We start from the raw sequence: 17,850 nt of genomic DNA, 5'->3' as shown, positions 1-17,850 counted from the left end.
ATTATGACGAAAAAAAGCTATTCTTATTTGTTAGTGAAGTCCTTTAAGCGGTCGCCTAGAACATCGCTAATAGAGAAGCCCTTGGATTCCTCTGGCATTTGATAATCAGCTAAGTTGAAACTATCTTCGTTCTCCACTAGCTCTTTAATGCTTAGTGACAAACGTTTTTCTTTGCTGTTTACATCTAACACCTTCACCTGTACTTCTTGCCCTTCTTTAAGTACTTCTTGAGGAGTACCTATGTGCTGGTGAGCAATTTGTGAAATGTGAACCAATCCCTCAACCCCAGGGAAAACTTCGACAAAAGCTCCGTAAGAAACTAAACGTCTAACCTTTCCTGTTAAAACAGAACCTTTTGAGGCCTTTTCTTCTAAATCAGACCAAGGGCCAGGTAAAGTATCTTTAATAGACAATGAAATTCTTTCCGAATCACGATCTATAGATAAAACTTTTACTTTAACTTCTTGTCCTTCAGTTAACACGTCCGACACATTGTCTAAGTGCTCATGAGATATTTGAGAGATATGAACAAGTCCATCTACTCCTCCAATATCTACAAATGCACCAAAGGAAGCTAATCTTTGCACTGTTCCTGGAACAACGTCACCGGGATTTATAGCATCAAGTGTTTTATTTTTATTTACCGACTTTTCGTCCTCTACTACCGCTTTATGAGAAAGGATTAATCGGTTTTTGTCTTTTTCAAGTTCTACAATTTTAAAGGTTAAAACTCGTCCTTTATAGTCTTCAAAGGATTCAACAAAGTAATCTTCAATTAGGGAAGCAGGTATGAATCCACGCACTCCTAAATCTACTACTAGTCCACCTTTTACAACCTCTTTAACTTCTGTTTCAATAATTTCTCCGGTTTGGAACTGTTTTTCTAAAGTTTCCCATGCTTTTTCAGCATCAACTTTTCTTTTAGAAAGAACATAGTTTGATTCTTCTACTTTTGTAATCATAAGTTCTAGTTCATCACCGATGGAAACGGAGTCGGACGCTTTTTCAATATGCAGGCTAGATAGCTCGCTAATTGGAACTATACCATCGAAAGGTGCACCTTCAATTGATACGATCACAGATTTTTCATCTACCTGTGCAACCGTCGCTTTTACCAGATCTCCTTCTTTAAACTCTTGCGTGTTTAAGTTCATTTCTTCTGACATATGATATTCCTCCTTCACAACGTCTCTTCTCTATTTTATGCGAACTTTCACAGAAATACAAAAAGAAGCACTTTTATAATAGAAATTTATATTTCAGTTAGTTTTATATTGCTCTATTAGCTTAGCAATATGTTCCATTATTACTTCAGTTACTTCTTCAGCAGAGGCTCTTCTCTCTCTATATGGTTCCATATCAATTACTTCACCAAACACTATTTTTAAACGTTTAAAAGGTTTATAGGGTCCTATTATGGCACATGGCACTACATTTGCGTTTCCTCTCAATGCAAAAAAACCTGCACCAGCAAAGCCTTTTCCAAGTTTTCCGTCTTTACTTCTTGTCCCTTCAGGAAATAGTCCAACAACCTCTCCCTCTTTTAAAAGCTTTAACGCTTTACGTAAGGCATCACGATCGCTCATCCCTCTTTTTACCGGGAAAGCTCTTACTCCAGGTAGTATGCTTTTTAGTATAGGTATTTTAAAAAGCTCCTCTTTCGCCATAAAATTGACTGGCCGTGGAGCATTGATTCCAACAACAGGAGGATCTAGATTTTCTATATGGTTAGAACAAAGCAAGATTCCGCCCTCTTTAGGAAAATTTTCAGACCCTATCACTTCAAATCGATAAATCGGTTTTAAGACTGCAAAAACGACTGTTTTTGCAAAGGAATATAGCTCCAATCATACCATCCTTTCTTGTGCTAGCTGCATAATCTTATTAGAGACTTCCTTAATAGTAAGAGATGTAGTATCAATAAAAATAGCATCCTTCGCTTTTACTAAAGGAGATGCTTCCCTTTCGCTGTCTAATTTATCTCTTAAAGCTATGTCATGCATTAATTCTTCTAGGTTTGTATGAATTCCTCTTTTTTGATTTTCTAAAAATCTTCTGTTTGCTCGTTCCTCCACACTTGCAGACATGAAAATTTTAAGTTCTGCGTTAGTCAGTACGTGAGTTCCTATATCACGGCCATCCATAACAACTCCGCCATGCTTGCCCATTTCTATCTGTCTCTTTACCATTTCTTCCCGTAGATTTGCATGAGCAGCTACGACGGAAACGTTGGCAGTTACCTCTTTAGAACGTATTTCTTCGGTTACTTCTACTTGATCAAGGAATACTAGTTGTCCCTTTGGAGAAGGCTTAAGTTCAATAGAGGTTTCTTTCAGTAGCTCTGTTAGCTTAGTCCCATCTTGCAAATCTATGTTAAGTCCAAGCGCTTTATACGTAATAGCGCGATACATTGCTCCAGTATCTACATATGTATACCCTAATAATTCAGCTGTTTGTTTTGCTATTGTACTTTTACCAGCAGCTGCTGGGCCGTCTATTGCAATTTGAATTTGTTTCATTAATTTATCCTCCACTCTATACGCATATATTTTATCATATTACGATTCAAAAAAAAAAAGCCTGTAAATACAGACTTTTAATTTAGTCCTTTTTTCCGTAATAACAACTGTCTTTCAAAGCAAAACCGTACGATTTGTTGCTTGTCTAAATCATCTGTATTGGTAAATTGAAGGGATGCAATCTTTACAGATTCCTTTTCCCAAATACGTACAACTAAAGCAGTGGTAAAAACGTATCTCATTTCTCCATTATTAAAAGGTAGGGGAATAATAAGAGAAACTTCATCATTTGCATTAAATTTCACGTCAAAGGGAATGATAATTGCTACACCACCAGCACTAATATCATCCGTTACAAATTGGTATTTTTCATCTCCAAATTCAACTGCGATATCTATGGGAGAAACAACCCTAACAAAATTTCGACGTTGAATTTTCATGAAATCAGAGGATTCAGGATAAGGAAGTCTTATCATCGGAATTTGCCCCAACTTTCTACCTAGCACCTCTGTAGGGAAGGCATATACTGATTTAGCCTCCTCTATAAATGTAGCTCTTAGTTGAGTACCCTCTATCAATACGATTGTCTTATTCGTAACTGTATCTATAGGATAATCGATATATATAAACTGATCGTCCATATCTACTACTTTACACCGATATTTTTCGGATTTGTCTGTGAATGTTGGCTCAAGCGTTAAATTAGTACCTAGTTTGATTTGCATAATTTTTACCCTCTTTAATTGTAATAATGACTTAATTATGACACTTAAAGAGGGATTTTTCTATATATTATTTTAAGGCAGTTTCTCCGATTGAAGAATCTCGTGAGTTTCCGCGTCGATATAGACTTTATAAGTTCCTATCTTATCGCTTCTAGTCAATAATTCGTAAGCAAGTCTTTGCTGTAATTCATCATTTTCTACATATGCCATCTTCTCTTCTTCAATTTTTAAATCATCAGCAAAAATTTCTTTATAGTCTAATGGCACCATTTTTTGACTAGCTATTTTTTCCTCTTGAATATATTCCATTGCATTTAAACCTAATAGCTCCCCATTATCTTTAGCTATTTTGAGATGAACACCATCCGCATAAACAATAGCATTATTTTCGGCATCCTTACGAGCAAATGCTAAATGCCAAGCAATTGTATTTTCTCTAAATTCTATCAACTCAGTATCCGCGAATCCAAGCCTCTTCATTTGGGCTAAAGCTTTTTCCTTCATACTCTCCGTATCGATTGAATTTTTATCGAAAGGTCTTTCCATTAAGAAAGATAAAAGATGGCCTCCTTTTTTAGTGAAATCCGCATAACCTATACGAATGCCTTTATGAAATTCAATATGATAAAAAGGATAAGGAGCATCCTTTCCACTTTCTGTAACATGTATTTTTGCATCGGCTAACTCTGGGAAGAGTTTAGCGAATTTTTCTTTTACATCTTCAACGCTTACTGGCTCGTCCGAAATATGCTGTAAATCCTTTTTCTTTTGTTGATCGGTTTCACTCGCTGTCATCGGAAAATCACTTTCTGTATAGGCTTTAACCGAAGCACCAAGCGATTTCCAATTTTTTTGACTTTCCTTACTTAATTTATTTTGGACAAATGAAGTTACTATATAGTCCTTATTTCCATCATCTCGATTGGTAAATGCCCACTGATCTGATAAACTTCTCAAATTCCCACGGGCGTCTACCATGTTGGTTTGCCACTCTTCAATCGGTACTTTACCAGCTCGTACTTGAGCTGCTCCATTACCAATTCGAGTTAAATAGTTCATCCATCCAGATGAAGTCTCTTGGTCTATAGGCAATGCTGAGATGGAAGCTCTGATATCGGAAGAAAGTCTCCAAACGTCCTGTAGCGGACGATCTAATGATGCTTCATCCTTGAATATTAATGTCTCATCGATTGAATCGCTTAACTCTGTGAGCTTTTCTGAAGCAGAATTTAACTGATTAGAATATTGACTTGCTAGAGCATTTTTAAGGTTTGTATTTTGCTCCTGCACATTAAAATGGTAAACAACAAATATGGCTAAAGCAGCTATAACTATTACCCATCCAAATTTTTTCATATGGTCTCCTTATGAGCAAAAAATATGCTGTCCGATTTTTTTGATATGCGGTCTTGACCAAATCCATTGACTAGTTGCTGTGTCTGGGTTGAAATAATAGATGGCATTTTCAGATGGATCCCATCCATTTAATGCGTCTAACACTGCCTCTTTAGCACGTTCATTTGGTTCTAACCAAATTTGCCCATCTGCAACTGCTGTGAAAGCTAATGGTTGGAAAATAACTTCACTAACAGTATTAGGGAAGTCGGGGTGCTCTATCCTGTTGAGAATTACTGCAGCTACTGCAACTTGCCCTTCATAAGGCTCCCCTCGTGCTTCTCCATAAACTGCGTTAGCGATTAGCTTTAAATCCCTTTCACTATATTCAGGTGGTAACTGCATATTAGTACTATCTGGTTTTTCATTTTTGACTTGATTATCTAGACTCTCGTTACCATAATAAGTAAAGCTTTTGCCTTTGTTAATTTGTTCATGTACATATGCTTTGTCAAATTTTGACGCTTTCACTAATTTCGATTTAGTACTCTCCCCAAGCATTCCATCGACCGGTAATCCATACTTCTCTTGAAAGTTTCGAAGCGCCCAGTAAGTTCCATAACCAAACTTGCCGTCAATTTCACCGGTATAGTAGCCTATATACTGTAATCTGGCTTGTAATTCGATTACATCGTCCCCATATGCTCCCCGCTGAACTATTTGTTCGGAGAATGCTTGAGTTGTTTGTTCTTTAGTTAACAACATATAACTGGCTGTACAAAATATTAAGCCAATTAGGATGTATTTAATCTGTTTCATATGACATCTCTCCTTTTTAACTAGCTTGGATAAACTGGATTAGTTTATACATATTAACTTTTAAAAAGGAGTTTTTAGTAAGAGATAAATTATCTTATATTCGGAGTTTATAGTTTTATTGTATTTGCTTACTTCTTAATCGATGATTTTCATTTACAACAGGCGCATTCTATGAATTCTTGAGTAACTAAAAAAGTCCAATTTCTAAATTTTAAATTAAGAAATTGGACTTTTTTATATTAAAATTTATCTCCAATTTTAGTAGTAATGATATTGATGATGGATAACTGATTAAAAATTCTATCAGCTTCTCAAAAATCCTCACATTCACACAACGCTAATATCCCTAAAATAAAAATGGATCATGACTAATAGTCAAGATCCATCTTGTTGATATAAATTTATTCCACCAAGGTTTTGTTAGTGAATCATTGTGATATGAACTAATTTGTATCTTCCCTTATAAAATATTCGTGCTTTTCAAATCTTGTTCTACGTGATAAGATATGTGCCTGCTTTACTTTCGACAGGCCAAAAATCCATAAAAACAGCATAAACGGTACCATTAACAATATTTCTAACCCTGTGAAGGTTAGTATGCTATTATAAATTATGTGTAGAAACAATGGGGCAGCTAATGCATAAAAAACCTCATATTTTATTTTTTTGGTAGAAGTAAATTTAGCTCTTCCAATATAAAATCCCATGACAACCCCAAATAATGCATGACTCGAAACGGGAAGTAATGCTCTTAAAAAAGCTTCGTCCATTCCGAAGTTTAAGAGGTAAAGGATATTCTCTACCGTGGCAAATCCAAGAGAAACACTTGCTCCGTATAGAATTCCGTCATATGGATCATCAAAGTCTATGTGGTTGTATAAGGCTACCATTAAAATCAACCATTTAAAAAATTCCTCTAAAGCGCTTGTCACTAAAACATTGCGCAAAAATAGAGTATCAAACAAATGCTCCTCAGTTAGAACGTGCTGAATAAACATAATTGGAAATGTTAATATAGCACCATAAATAAAAGTATGTAACAAAAGTCTTGAAGGTTCTTTCGAAATTTCTTTTCGAAGATAGAAATAACTTAAAAGCGCAAGAGCCGGTGCTATTGCACAGGAAAGTAGTACGAACATTTTCTTACTCCTTCCACATTACTAATAATAGTATACAATAATTTCTAATCATTTTGTAAAAAAATTGGAGGTTATATAATTGAAAACAATTTTACTCATCCATACAGGCGGTACTATTTCTATGCAAGTAAATGTAGTTACAGGTGCTGTGATGCCGTCCGAAAAAAATCCACTTATGGTGGAGGCAGAAAAACTAAAGGGCTTTGCAAATATTATAGAAACTGAAATCTTTAATCTCCCATCACCACATATTACCCCTTTTGAAATGTTACGACTTAAACAATTAATTGATCAATACATTCAAGAAGGAAATATTGATGGAGTAGTTATTACACACGGAACCGATACATTAGAGGAAACGGCCTATTTTTTAGATTTGACCATTGGAACCACTATTCCCATCGTACTTACTGGAGCTATGAGATCGGCAAACGAAATAGGATCGGATGGTTTATACAATTTAGTAGCTGCTATACAAGTAGCTTCATCAGATGATGCACAAGGTAAAGGCGTATTAGTAGTATTAAATGACGAAATACATACAGCCGAGAACGTAACGAAAACACATGCTAGCAATGTAAGTACATTTCAGAGTCCTCAGTATGGACCTATAGGATTTATCTCTAAGTCTATTGTGTATTTTCATCATTCACCTAATCATCAACCAATATTTCCGATTCAACAAATTAACAAAAGGGTTGCTCTGTTTAAGGTATATGCAGGAATGGAGCCTGATCTTCTTGAGGCATCGGTTAACTTAGGGTTTGATGGTATTGTTCTAGAGGGATTGGGTCAAGGTAATGTTCCACCAAGCTTAGTACCCGTTATCCATGATATTTTAGAAAAGAATATACCCATTGTTTTAGTGTCAAGATGCTTTAATGGCATTGCGCAGGACGTATATGGATATGTAGGTGGAGGAAAAGGATTGAAGGAGCGTGGGGTGATTTTCGCTCAAGGTCTAAACGGGCAAAAAGCTCGACTAGCTCTCCTGATCGCCTTAAACCATCTGAACCCTGAGCAAGCTCTACATAGTATATTTAGTAGACAAGAGAAATAGCTATAGTTTTTAACAAAAAGAAGAAAGCTATTTTGCTTTCTTCTTTTTGTTAAATAATATGTTCTTTTATTTATATACCTAAAACAGAGATAAAACTTGTTACTAAACTTTTTTTCTGTATCCATAATTGAAATTGAGTAATCATTGTAATAAGTTGCGCACTATTTGTATCATAGTTTTCCATAAATTCTTTTTCGGAATAAACAAATGGAAAACCCAATACTTCTTTCAAGCTAATTTTAATAGGTTTTTCAGTTAAAAATATTTTTAGTTGTTCTAATTCGAAAGAAATCACTTTCCACGTATCTATATCAATTTCATTGAATGCGTAATAATCAAATTCTTTACAGCACTTCTCGAAGACGGGCAGCATATAGCTAAAGTTCTCTTCTGTGAAATAAATAGAAGAAGTATTCCAGCATTCCCCTTTATATATCAGGTAATATCTCTATATAACAAGTACCTTCCAGATTATGTACATCGGTAATAATTTCAATCATTTAGAAACTCCTTTATAGAAGACAGTTTTAACAGATGTTTGTTTATTCACATGCGCACTTTCTTACAAAGCTTTTCTCTTTATTTCTGTAGCAATTTGTTCTCCATGAAATCGACCGTTTTCTATAAAAATTTCATTTGCATTATTGCCCGCAGCGATTACTCCAGCTATAAAAATCCCCTCTACATTAGTCTCCATCGTATCCGGGTTGTGAAAGGGTTTACCGGTAGTGGCATCTATTGCTACACCCATCTTTTCAATAAATGAATGATCTGGATGATAACCTGTCATAGCGAAAACAAAGTCGTTTTCAATCGTAAATTCACCGTCGGGACCCTTTAAAGTTACACTATCATCATTTATAGCCATAACTTCCGTATTGAAGTGCATATTTACTTCATTATTACGTACACAGCCTTCAAATTCTGGTAGAACCCAAGGCTTAATACTTTGTGAATATTGCCCTTGACGGTACACTACTGTCACATGCGCGCCCGCCTTATTGAGTTCAAGTGCAGCATCGATAGCTGAGTTTTTGCCCCCTATCACCAAAACATTTTGGGCAAAGTAAGGGTGCCCTTCCTTAAAATAATGGAATACTTTTGGCAGTTTTTCTCCAGGAATACCCATATAATTTGGATGATCATAATATCCCGTAGCGATAATAACATTTTTCGCTTTATAAGAGCCCTTAGAAGTTGTAATGACAAAATGATTTGAAGCTTTTTCCACATTTTTTACATGCTCATATTTATTAACTTGAATATTTTTACGTTTTACTACTTCGCGATAATAAACCAAGGCTTGATTTCTTTTTGGTTTTCTTTCCTCTACGATAAACGGTACATTTCCAATGGCAAGCTTTTCACTGGTACTAAAGAAAGTTTGATGGGTTGGATAATTATATATCGCATTTACAATGTTACCCTTTTCTATAATGAGCGTTTTTAATCCTAACTCTTGTGTGGAAATTGCTGCAGAAATTCCACAAGGTCCTCCTCCAACTACTACTACATCAATAATTTGTTCCAAGTACAAAACTTCCTTTCTTACTTTTTACTAATCATTTACAACCTTTAAGAGTAATGATATGGCATTCTGGTTTAGCACCAAGGCGCAGCGGTACGCCTGTAGTACCAAACCCATTGCTTATTAACTCTGCTTTATTTTCCTTCAATCTAAAACTACCCTTTTCATATATCCCTAAAGGACCAATACGAATTTGACCGCCATGTAAATGTCCAGCCAACATTAATCGTGGGTTACTTATTTTTTGAGCCGCATGAAAGAATGCTGGTGCATGTGTTACAAAAATTAAGATATCCTCTTCTTTTACATCCTCGAAGGCTTCTGCTATATTTACTTTTCCGACAAAGCCATCATTAATACCTACTAATCGCAAGGAAGGATTTAGATTAGAAAGAACTACAGAACTATTGTTCAAAATATGAATATCAAGGGATTCGAACAAAGTTAATAAGTTACTTTCACCGACTTCTCGGTCGTTATTACCATAAACATAAAAAACAGGGCCAAGCTTTTTTAATTGCTTTAAATTGAATTCTGTCCGATTCAATGGTACTCCTTTTTCCGTGAGGTCTCCACCAATAACTACTACATCCACCTTTCCGATAATACTGTGGATGAGTTCATCTTTAATTTTCCGACGGTGAATGTCAGATATAAAAAATATATGGAATTGCTCTCCTTTAGGTATTTCTTTTACACAGAGACTATGTTCTTTGACATTCGTTTGAAATGCTAAAAAGAGCATATATGTGAAAAGAAGCAAGCACAATACCAAAACTGTTATTACTATATACAACATTAAATCCCCCCTAACCATTATAAAAAAAGCACAAGCGCCTATATCTACCCCGAAAAGCAAATGGGGAAACACGAGAGGTATCAGCTATAGCTTCAGCATGACTATATTATCTTTCAAACAAAAAGACAGGGATTTTATCCCTGTCCTTAAACCATTCGTTATATTGATTATATTACTCATCTTTATCAATATGTAACACTCGAAAACCTGACTTTTCTAAGTCTTGAATAATTCGATCTAATTTTTGCTCATTGTCAATTTTAAGAACTATTCGGCGCACTAGCTTGTCAGTTTCATCAAATGTTACTAGCGAAATTACAGAAGTGTGATACTTATGCAAAATGTCGGACATTTTCAGAATTCTTCCTTCAGATTCTACAGAAGTAAAGGCAATTCGAGTGCCCTTTGTATTCATACCAAATGCACTTTTAAACTGATGAATTGTGTCATAGCGTGTGACTATGCCTAAGAACTTCTCATCTTCTACTACTGCTAAAATTGGAAAATCATATAGCTTCATAAAAGCCTGTTCAAACACATCACTAGTTTGAACAAATGTATCTTCCCTTGTTACAACATCAGATACCTTTGTTTGTTTCAAAAAAGTATCTTTATCTGTGTTGCTATAAAAGAACGCCTTGTATAAAAGGTACTTGTTAAACATCCCCTTATACTTTCCATCCTCAATAATTGGTAATGCATCAATATCCTTTGCCTCTAGTTCATTTAAAGCGTCCAAAACTGAAGCATTGCCTTTAATAGTTAAGCATTTTTCCTTTGGTATCATTACACTTTTTACAAACATACAAACACCTCTTTCCAAAACGGTCTATACCTATATATTCTATAAAAAGTGAATTTATCCTTCCAACTTGTGATTATGGCAGAATTAATTTTTGTCCTTCATAAATTTCATTGGAAGCTAGTCCATTTGCAGCTTTTATCTTTTCGACTGCTTCTGGATTATTGTAGTAGTTCATCGCGATTCGATATAATGTTTCATTACCCTTAACTATATGAATTTTCGCGTCTTTTTTTGGTTCTTGTACAGTTTCTTTTTTAGGCTGAGTTGGTGCTGGTGTTGCTGCCTCCTCCTTTTCTTTAGGTTCAACTGCCGGAGGGGCTGGAGTTGATTGAGGCACTTCTGTTGTATCTTCTGGCTTCTCTGCTTCTGAAGTTTGATTTTCTTCCGTTTCGTTTGCCTCTTCTCTTTCTTCCTCTTCTTCACTGCTGCTGTTCAAATTCGAAATTGGCTTAGTAACAACCTGTATGATTCCTTCGTCTTCAGTTGAGGCTTCGCTTTCTGGTTGATAAAAAAATTGTACATAAATCAAAACACTTGCAGGCAATAAGATAAATATAAAAAACAAGGATGGGATGAGTATATTCTTTTTCTTTTTCTTTTTCTTTTTACCTGGTGGATTTCTTCTACTTCTTCTCAATTCAGTTGCTTCACTCTCTACACCAATGGACTGTCTATGTTCGTCAATCTTTTTTTGATAATCATCTTTACTCATATTAGTCAAACTCCATTCTTCCACTTATCTACTACTATTATGACGAATTTTGTTGAAAATGTAAATGTTGTTAAGTATTATAGGATACTGCCTAATCTACTTTTCCAATCTAATACTGTAGCATGGATAAGGGGTTTATCGTGTAAATGAAATAACTCTTGAAGATTTAAAGAACATTTTGAACAGCAATTTAAAGGCTTGTCTATCAGCTTTTGATCGAAATAGGCAATTACCTGTTCCCTAATACAATTCTCATTTTGTAATAGCGTGTACAAGCTTTGAATTTCTATCCATTTTTTTTGTCGAATATTCTTAAACAGTTCTATAGTTTCCTCTGTTGACAATACCATTTTCCAATAATCTAAAATTCTTTCCGTTGTTTCAGATAACTGCACCTGATTTTCATTGGTCTGATATGCAAGGATAATATCCTGTTCGTCGGGAAAATCCTGCATCGCAACAAAATAAGCTTGTTCTACATCGGATAACATATAAAGAATGGAGGCTATGGACTGTTTTCCGTCTCTACCTGCCCGTCCAACCTCTTGCATATAATTGGCAACGGAGGTTGGTATATGATCATGTATAATTTGTCTAATATTATCCTTATGTATACCCATTCCAAAAGCATTCGTAGCACAAATCCAATCTAAATGGCCTTGTTGGAACTGTTGCTGAATGAGAATACGGTCATCTTGATCCATTTTAGAATGATAATAAGCGACTCTGATGCCCTTTTTTTGTAACTCTTCTGTATAAAATTCAGTTTTTTTCCTCGACTGACTATATAATATACCAGGTCCAGTAGTGCTAGTAATCCTATTTAATATCCATTCTACCTTTTCTTTTTGGCTCTCCACCTCATGTGCTTCGTAAGCAATATAAGGACGATCCAAGGAATGAATATATTCAAATGGCTGTTCCATTAACAAGGTAGTTTTTATATCTTTTACAACTTCCTTTGTGGCTGTAGCAGTTAAGGCTAGCACGTTTGCCTTTCTTAACGATTTAAGCGACTCAGAGATCCTTAAATAATCAGGTCGGAAATCAAATCCCCACTGGGAAATACAATGCGCTTCATCAGCAACTATAAAAGCTAAATTTAAACTAGCTAACCTTCTTTGAAAACGCTCATTCTGTAACATTTCAGGTGATGTAAAAATAAATTTATAATTTTGTAAACCAGATAACGCCTTTTCTCTTTGCTCGAAGGATAAAAATGAATTGATGGCCACTACTCTTTTTTCTCCCATCATTTTTAACTGCTCTACCTGGTCCTGCATTAAAGAAAGCAAAGGGGATACTATTAGCACCGCTCCATTCTTTAAATATGCTGGTAGCTGGAACAGCAACGATTTACCCATCCCAGTGGGCAAAATAGCTACTACATCCTCTCCAGCTAGGACTTTTTCGATTATTTCCCTCTGTCCTTCTCTAAAATCTTTATATCCAAACCTAGTTTGAAGAATGTGTTGAAGTTCATCCATTTTCTTTCTCCCCTTTAGCTAAAGCCAGTCTAATTTGAAAATAGCTTAACTCAGGTATGTTCTCGCGAATTAACCTCAATTTTTTGGTTTGATGTTTATTGGAGAATTCTAGCACTTTTTTTATTTGGTCGTTCAATATAAATGATGTCAATGATAAACTTCGATCAGCTGCTGCTATTTCTATTAAGTGATCTTCGATTGTATTTGCTTTTAAAGATCTTAGGGCAGCGATATCTTGGATAGAGTAACCTTCCTTTAAAAGCTGTTCGGTCTTTAAAGCGGATTGTGTTAAAGGACTATGTACAAAAATCTCTTTTGTTAAACCTATTAAATCTGGATGACTTTCTTGATTGATGTTATCTAAGACAATATGCAACGCTTCTACAAATTGAAGCTTCATATCTATAATAGATTCTCCACACTCCTGTGCTAATTGCTCCCATGTGAGCCCACTAATGTGATAACCGCTCATTCGATAGACTAATAGTATACGATGTATTTCCTGTAACTCAGCAATTTGAAGTAAATGCTCTAACTGACTTTTAAAGTCCTTTTGAAATGTTGATGATTTATAGTCTCTCCCTCGTAAGTAATCTTTCACAAACTGGTGAACCGAATAATCTTTTTGATTGGGAATAAATCTAGTTTCATTTTTATTAAAATAAGATAGTGTTTGGACTACTAATTCTAATCTTGACCAGAACAATTTTTCATTTCCCCTTAGCTCCCAGCCATTAAACAAAGGTTCTGTATATCCAGTTAACTGTTTTAAACCTTTATGACTAATCCTTAGTAGAGAATCTTCCTCTTCAATCCAGTTGTTTTGTTGGAGTTTAAACAACTGCTGCTTATATTCTTCTTGTGTTAACTTCGGATAAATAGAGAAAAAACGATGTAGATTAAAATAAGTGACATCTTGAATGGTTTGTCCAGATTTTTTCCCTTTTAATAAGTAAAAGGAAGCCATTGCTGACCGTTCCCCATTAAATTTTTGAATAACATTTAGTAATAGTTGGCTAAAATACAATTTAAATACCTCACAGTTTGAAAGTATTTTTGTTGAAAAGAAACGTAAACAGCTTTAGAATGAATAAGATAGCTAATTCTTATAAGTAGAATTAAAGGAGAGAATATACTAATGGCAAAATATACTATAGTAGATAAAGATACGTGTATCGCATGCGGAGCTTGCGGAGCAGCTGCTCCAGACATATATGACTATGACGATGAAGGTATTGCCTTTGTTATTTTAGATGATAACACGGGAACAACGGAAGTTCCAGAGGAACTGATGGAGGACATGGAGGATGCATTTGAAGGCTGCCCTACCGATTCCATTAAAGTGGCTGAAGAATCATTTGAAGGCGACGCTCTAAAATTTGAATAGTATATTAATGCCAAGAAGGATGACTAGCTCATTTTTCTTGGCTTTTTATATTTCTATAAACTTAAGTGGCAGGTTAATACTATACCTACAAAAAAATAAAAACCGCAGACAAACTAGAAATTGTCTAGTTTGCCAGCAGTCATACATATCTTTAATTTATATTTGGAACTTTAAACGACTCGCTCACCTTGTCTAGTATAGGCTTCAATCGTTTAAATAGAACAACCATAACAATTGTAACTATAATACCTTTTATCAGATTAAACGGTAAAATACCGAAAATGATAGAATTAAATAAAGCTGTTCCTGTTTCCGCTGGGAAGTTTAAAAAGTACGAATACATTGGTAAGAAAACGTAATAATTTAACAGGCTCATACCAAGGGCCATACAAACTGTCCCGACGCCTAAACCATAAGCAATCCCTTTAGAGGAAGAAACTTTACGATAAATGACATAAACAGGTGTCAAAAACAAAATACTAGTTGCGAAGTTAGCCATATGACCGACTGGAACGCCTGTAGGACTTCCTGAAAAGAACCAATCTAGTACGTTTTTCATGAAAGCTACAATGATTCCTGCAATTGGCCCCATAGTGATTGCAGCAATTAACGCTGGGATATCACTGAAGTCAATTTTCAAATAAGCTGGTAAAACTGGTAACGGAAATGCAAGCAGCATTAAAACGAAAGAAATACTACTTAGCATTGCGATTGCAATAAGCATACGCGTCTTACTTTTTGCCATAAATCCTCTCTCCTTTTGCGATTCACTCCACAAGAAGAAAGGTTCAGTTCGTTATCAATACTCAAAAAATCCCTTAAGCAAATAAAGCTTAAAGGAGAAAAAGGTACACTTAAATAAGCGTATCCGTATAAGAGCATACGAAAAACGACTGCACCTTCACCTTCTCCCATCCAGACTATACTGTCGGCTTTGGAATTTAACCAAATCCTGCCATTTACGGCTCGCGGGCTCAAGAAAAAACTCTTCTAATACCGCCGATCGGGAATTTCACCCTGCCCCGAAGATGAATCAATATTTTATTGTCATTCAAGATTATCTTGAATTACAATCATTTTATCAAACTATATTAATATATGCAATACAACTGTTTCGATTTAAGTATATTAACAGATGAACCTTTTTTATGAAATTAAAGTACAGTGATTTTTTGTTCACCTTATATATAACTGTAATAAATAACTCTTTCCGACTATAAAACTTGCCTGAACGGTCATAAATTTTTCTGTCCGGTTATAAACTCGTCCGAACGGTCGTAAATTTTTCTATCCGGTCATAACTCTCGTCCGAACGGTCATAAATTTTTCTATCCGGTCATAACTCTCGTCCGAACGGTCATAAATTTTTCTATCCGGTCATAACTCTCGTCTGAACGGTCATAAATTTTTCTATCCGGTCATAAATCTCGTCTGAACGGTCATAAATTTTTCTTTCCGGTCATAACTCTCGTCCGAACGATCATAAATTTTTCTATCCGGTCATAACTCTCGTCTGAACGGTCGTAAATTTTTCTATCCGCTCATAACTCTCGTCTGAACGGTCATAAATTTTTCTATCCGGTCATAAATCTCGTCCGAACGGTCATAAATTTTTCTATCCGGTCATAAAACTCGTCCGAACGATCATAAATTTTTCTATCCGGTTATAAAACACTTTTTTCGTATAAAAAACCCAATAAAAAAATCGACCGACTAATTAGTAGGTCGATTCTTTATTATTCAGTGGTTCATCATGTACCCATTAGGGCCAATTGGGATTGGTAAATTAGCTGTCAAATCAAATCGATCCCATTGCTTCTGTACAACATTTTCTAGACGAACTGTTTTATCGAAGCTTGCAGCTGTTAATGTAAAGGCTTCAATCATAAGAATAGAATCTTCATATTCCAATGTTGCCAAATCTAATGCTTCGTCAAATGTTATTACAACCGTGTTGCCTTCCTCTGATACCTCATAACTAACATCTTTCGGTACAACAGTCGTATAAAGATCATTTGCTGATTTTGGCATATCTTTAAAAGCATTCTCAAACTTAGCATCCTTTGGAACAAGGAATGTCAGTCCGCTATTCATTGTGTGTTTAAAATACATTCGTTCTTTGTTTCCGCTTGCCAATTCCTTTTTCCCTATTACTCCTACTTGGTCCCAATTGATAGCTGTGCCATCCTCACTTAATCGTTCCAGGAAGGAAAAATCCGTAAAAATATGACGGATTGTATCAGTATACACTCCGGAAGTAGCTGAAGCAGCATCATAACCATGCCCTTTAGGTAAATAGTGTTGAAGCGTATCGCCATCTGAAACTAAATTACCTTGCAAGGGCAAATATTCCTCGAACCCTAGAGCAGATTCATCTATAGTGCTTGCATATTTTTCATATAACTGAAGACTATTTGGCAATCCGTCAGTAAAATCTTCGTTTATTTTATCCCTAGGTATAATTATTGTGATTGGGTAAGCTTCTGCCCCTTCTGTTACAGAAAAATGAAATGGAATTCCATCATTTAAATCATCTTCATATACAGTTCTAGCGTTGTTAAAGGCTTGAACGGGCACTAATTCACTTTCGACAGCTAAAGAATTGACTACATCATTTGAATTTTCTATAGCCGCATCTTCCTTGGCTTCCATTCCGCCCTCTGTTGTTTCTACCTCAGAGGCAGGAGCAATGTCCAACGTTCTCAACATGTCCGATTTGTCTGTAGCCTGTTGCTGGATTGCAGATTTTTCACTACTTGTGCCCAAGTATGAAGAAATTAAGAACGTTAACAACAAAACAGAAGCAACAGACACTAAAAGTGGCATCCATTTAGAAAACGATTTATTATTTCGTATAACTTTATTTAAATCGGAAGAATCCATTTCTAACTTCACTCGATTGTATACTTCATCCTTCGAACGATTATCTGTGAACTTGGGCATGTTGTGTAAGAGCTCATCTAACGCTTTATTCTTTTCTTCTTGATTACTCATGTAAAACATTACCCTCCTTTTGTTTATCAGATAATTTTTCTCGAAGTGATTTAATAGCTCTATGCTGAGTAGTCTTTACCTTACCTTCTGTCCAATTTAATACTTGTGCGGTTTCAGCAATGGACAGCTCTTGAAAATATCTCATAATGACTACCATTTTCTGATCTCCAGTACATGTATCTAAAGCTAGTAGCAAGGCTTTCATTTCATCATTTAAAACAGTAAAATCCTCCGGCAACATGTCTTTTGATGCAAGCTGTGTAGATTCCCAGTCAAAAGCATCAAACATTCTCTTCTTTCTAACGGAATACTTTCGAAAATGATCAATAGCCACATTTTTTGCAATTGAAAATAACCATGTTTTCTCGGAGCTTTTTCCCTCAAACTTACTGTAAGCTCTTAGAACACGAACATAAACCTCCTGGACCAAGTCTTCCGCAGTTTGTCTATCTTTAACTAGATAGATCAAAAACTGAAAAACGTCTTGATGATAGGTATCATACAAGCGGTGGAAAACGGAGTCATTCATAATGCTCCCCCC

The 17,850-nt window shown here is 35.4% G+C and carries 18 protein-coding genes, 1 pseudogene and 1 riboswitch; of the genes and pseudogenes, 2 read left to right on the top strand and 17 right to left on the bottom strand.

Translation table 11 applies throughout. The annotated features are described in order from the left end of the window. Positions 1-23: 23 nt before the first annotated feature. From rpsA to prsW, 7 genes are all read right to left on the bottom strand, one after another. Positions 24-1,166, bottom strand: coding sequence for a 30S ribosomal protein S1 (rpsA, locus tag MKY94_RS08880; protein WP_154310939.1), 1,143 nt, complete (start codon positions 1,164-1,166; stop codon positions 24-26). A 93-nt stretch (positions 1,167-1,259) separates the two neighbouring features. Then, positions 1,260-1,847: a lysophospholipid acyltransferase family protein gene (locus MKY94_RS08875; RefSeq protein ID WP_151110179.1), complete on the bottom strand. Its 588-nt coding sequence runs from the start codon at positions 1,845-1,847 to the stop codon at positions 1,260-1,262. Then, the gene (gene cmk, locus MKY94_RS08870; RefSeq protein WP_144536918.1) at positions 1,848-2,519 is read right to left on the bottom strand and encodes a (d)CMP kinase; all 672 of its coding nucleotides are present in this window, start codon (positions 2,517-2,519) and stop codon (positions 1,848-1,850) included. A 77-nt stretch (positions 2,520-2,596) separates the two neighbouring features. Continuing rightward, positions 2,597-3,244, bottom strand: a complete 648-nt coding sequence (locus MKY94_RS08865; protein ID WP_144536920.1) for a flagellar brake domain-containing protein — start codon at positions 3,242-3,244, stop codon at positions 2,597-2,599. 72 nt (positions 3,245-3,316) lie between these two features. Continuing rightward, a complete protein-coding gene (locus tag MKY94_RS08860) occupies positions 3,317-4,600 on the bottom strand; it encodes a PepSY1/2 domain-containing protein (RefSeq protein ID WP_151110181.1) in 1,284 nt (427 codons plus the stop codon). Between the two features lie 9 nt (positions 4,601-4,609). Beyond that, positions 4,610-5,344: a spore cortex-lytic enzyme gene (gene sleB, locus MKY94_RS08855; protein WP_225216089.1), complete on the bottom strand. Its 735-nt coding sequence runs from the start codon at positions 5,342-5,344 to the stop codon at positions 4,610-4,612. Between the two features lie 497 nt (positions 5,345-5,841). Next, positions 5,842-6,537 carry a glutamic-type intramembrane protease PrsW gene (prsW, locus tag MKY94_RS08850; protein WP_144536926.1) on the bottom strand — a complete coding sequence of 232 codons (696 nt, stop codon included), beginning with the start codon at positions 6,535-6,537 and terminating at the stop codon, positions 5,842-5,844. Between the two features lie 79 nt (positions 6,538-6,616). Here prsW and MKY94_RS08845 point away from each other — a divergent pair, with 79 nt between their 5' ends. Beyond that, the gene (locus MKY94_RS08845) at positions 6,617-7,597 is read left to right on the top strand and encodes an asparaginase (protein ID WP_342578514.1); all 981 of its coding nucleotides are present in this window, start codon (positions 6,617-6,619) and stop codon (positions 7,595-7,597) included. A 70-nt stretch (positions 7,598-7,667) separates the two neighbouring features. On the opposite strand, the gene MKY94_RS08840 is transcribed toward MKY94_RS08845, so the two are convergent. The 7 genes from MKY94_RS08840 to MKY94_RS08810 all read right to left on the bottom strand — a co-directional run bounded on the left by MKY94_RS08840 (position 7,668) and on the right by MKY94_RS08810 (position 13,955). Next, positions 7,668-7,892, bottom strand: a complete 225-nt coding sequence (locus tag MKY94_RS08840; RefSeq protein ID WP_342578513.1) for a hypothetical protein — start codon at positions 7,890-7,892, stop codon at positions 7,668-7,670. A gap of 267 nt (positions 7,893-8,159) precedes the next feature. Beyond that, entirely contained in the window at positions 8,160-9,128 is a 969-nt protein-coding gene (locus MKY94_RS08835) for a YpdA family putative bacillithiol disulfide reductase (protein WP_340863043.1), read from the bottom strand. Positions 9,129-9,159: 31 nt separating this feature from the next. Continuing rightward, a complete protein-coding gene (locus MKY94_RS08830) occupies positions 9,160-9,924 on the bottom strand; it encodes a metallophosphoesterase (protein WP_342578512.1) in 765 nt (254 codons plus the stop codon). Between the two features lie 172 nt (positions 9,925-10,096). Next, a complete protein-coding gene (locus MKY94_RS08825) occupies positions 10,097-10,729 on the bottom strand; it encodes a CBS domain-containing protein (RefSeq protein ID WP_144536936.1) in 633 nt (210 codons plus the stop codon). Between the two features lie 73 nt (positions 10,730-10,802). Beyond that, positions 10,803-11,441, bottom strand: a complete 639-nt coding sequence (locus tag MKY94_RS08820; RefSeq protein ID WP_342578511.1) for a LysM peptidoglycan-binding domain-containing protein — start codon at positions 11,439-11,441, stop codon at positions 10,803-10,805. A gap of 77 nt (positions 11,442-11,518) precedes the next feature. Further along, complete coding sequence (locus MKY94_RS08815) at positions 11,519-12,928, bottom strand: RecQ family ATP-dependent DNA helicase (RefSeq protein WP_144536940.1); 1,410 nt, start codon at positions 12,926-12,928, stop codon at positions 11,519-11,521. Then, positions 12,921-13,955: a helix-turn-helix domain-containing protein gene (locus MKY94_RS08810; protein ID WP_342578510.1), complete on the bottom strand. Its 1,035-nt coding sequence runs from the start codon at positions 13,953-13,955 to the stop codon at positions 12,921-12,923. The genes MKY94_RS08815 and MKY94_RS08810 overlap by 8 nt, the downstream gene beginning before the upstream one ends. A gap of 111 nt (positions 13,956-14,066) precedes the next feature. Between MKY94_RS08810 and MKY94_RS08805 the strand changes: the two genes are divergently transcribed. Continuing rightward, a complete protein-coding gene (locus MKY94_RS08805; RefSeq protein WP_144536944.1) occupies positions 14,067-14,315 on the top strand; it encodes a ferredoxin in 249 nt (82 codons plus the stop codon). A 151-nt stretch (positions 14,316-14,466) separates the two neighbouring features. Here the strand turns inward: MKY94_RS08805 and MKY94_RS08800 are convergent, their stop codons facing one another. From MKY94_RS08800 to sigX, 3 genes and pseudogenes are all read right to left on the bottom strand, one after another. Continuing rightward, entirely contained in the window at positions 14,467-15,060 is a 594-nt protein-coding gene (locus MKY94_RS08800; protein ID WP_342578509.1) for an ECF transporter S component, read from the bottom strand. A 154-nt stretch (positions 15,061-15,214) separates the two neighbouring features. Continuing rightward, positions 15,215-15,349, bottom strand: a riboswitch (FMN riboswitch). Between the two features lie 706 nt (positions 15,350-16,055). Beyond that, entirely contained in the window at positions 16,056-17,309 is a 1,254-nt protein-coding gene (locus tag MKY94_RS08795) for a hypothetical protein (RefSeq protein ID WP_342578508.1), read from the bottom strand. Further along, a pseudogene (sigX, locus tag MKY94_RS08790) lies at positions 17,302-17,844 on the bottom strand (RNA polymerase sigma factor SigX); the annotation flags it as partial. The gene MKY94_RS08795 and the pseudogene sigX, both read right to left, overlap by 8 nt. Positions 17,845-17,850: the final 6 nt, after the last annotated feature.

This window comes from Psychrobacillus sp. FSL K6-2843, from assembly GCF_038626375.1.
Lineage (GTDB): Bacteria > Bacillota > Bacilli > Bacillales_A > Planococcaceae > Psychrobacillus > Psychrobacillus faecigallinarum.
This window is presented reverse-complemented; position numbering and strand designations above follow the sequence as displayed.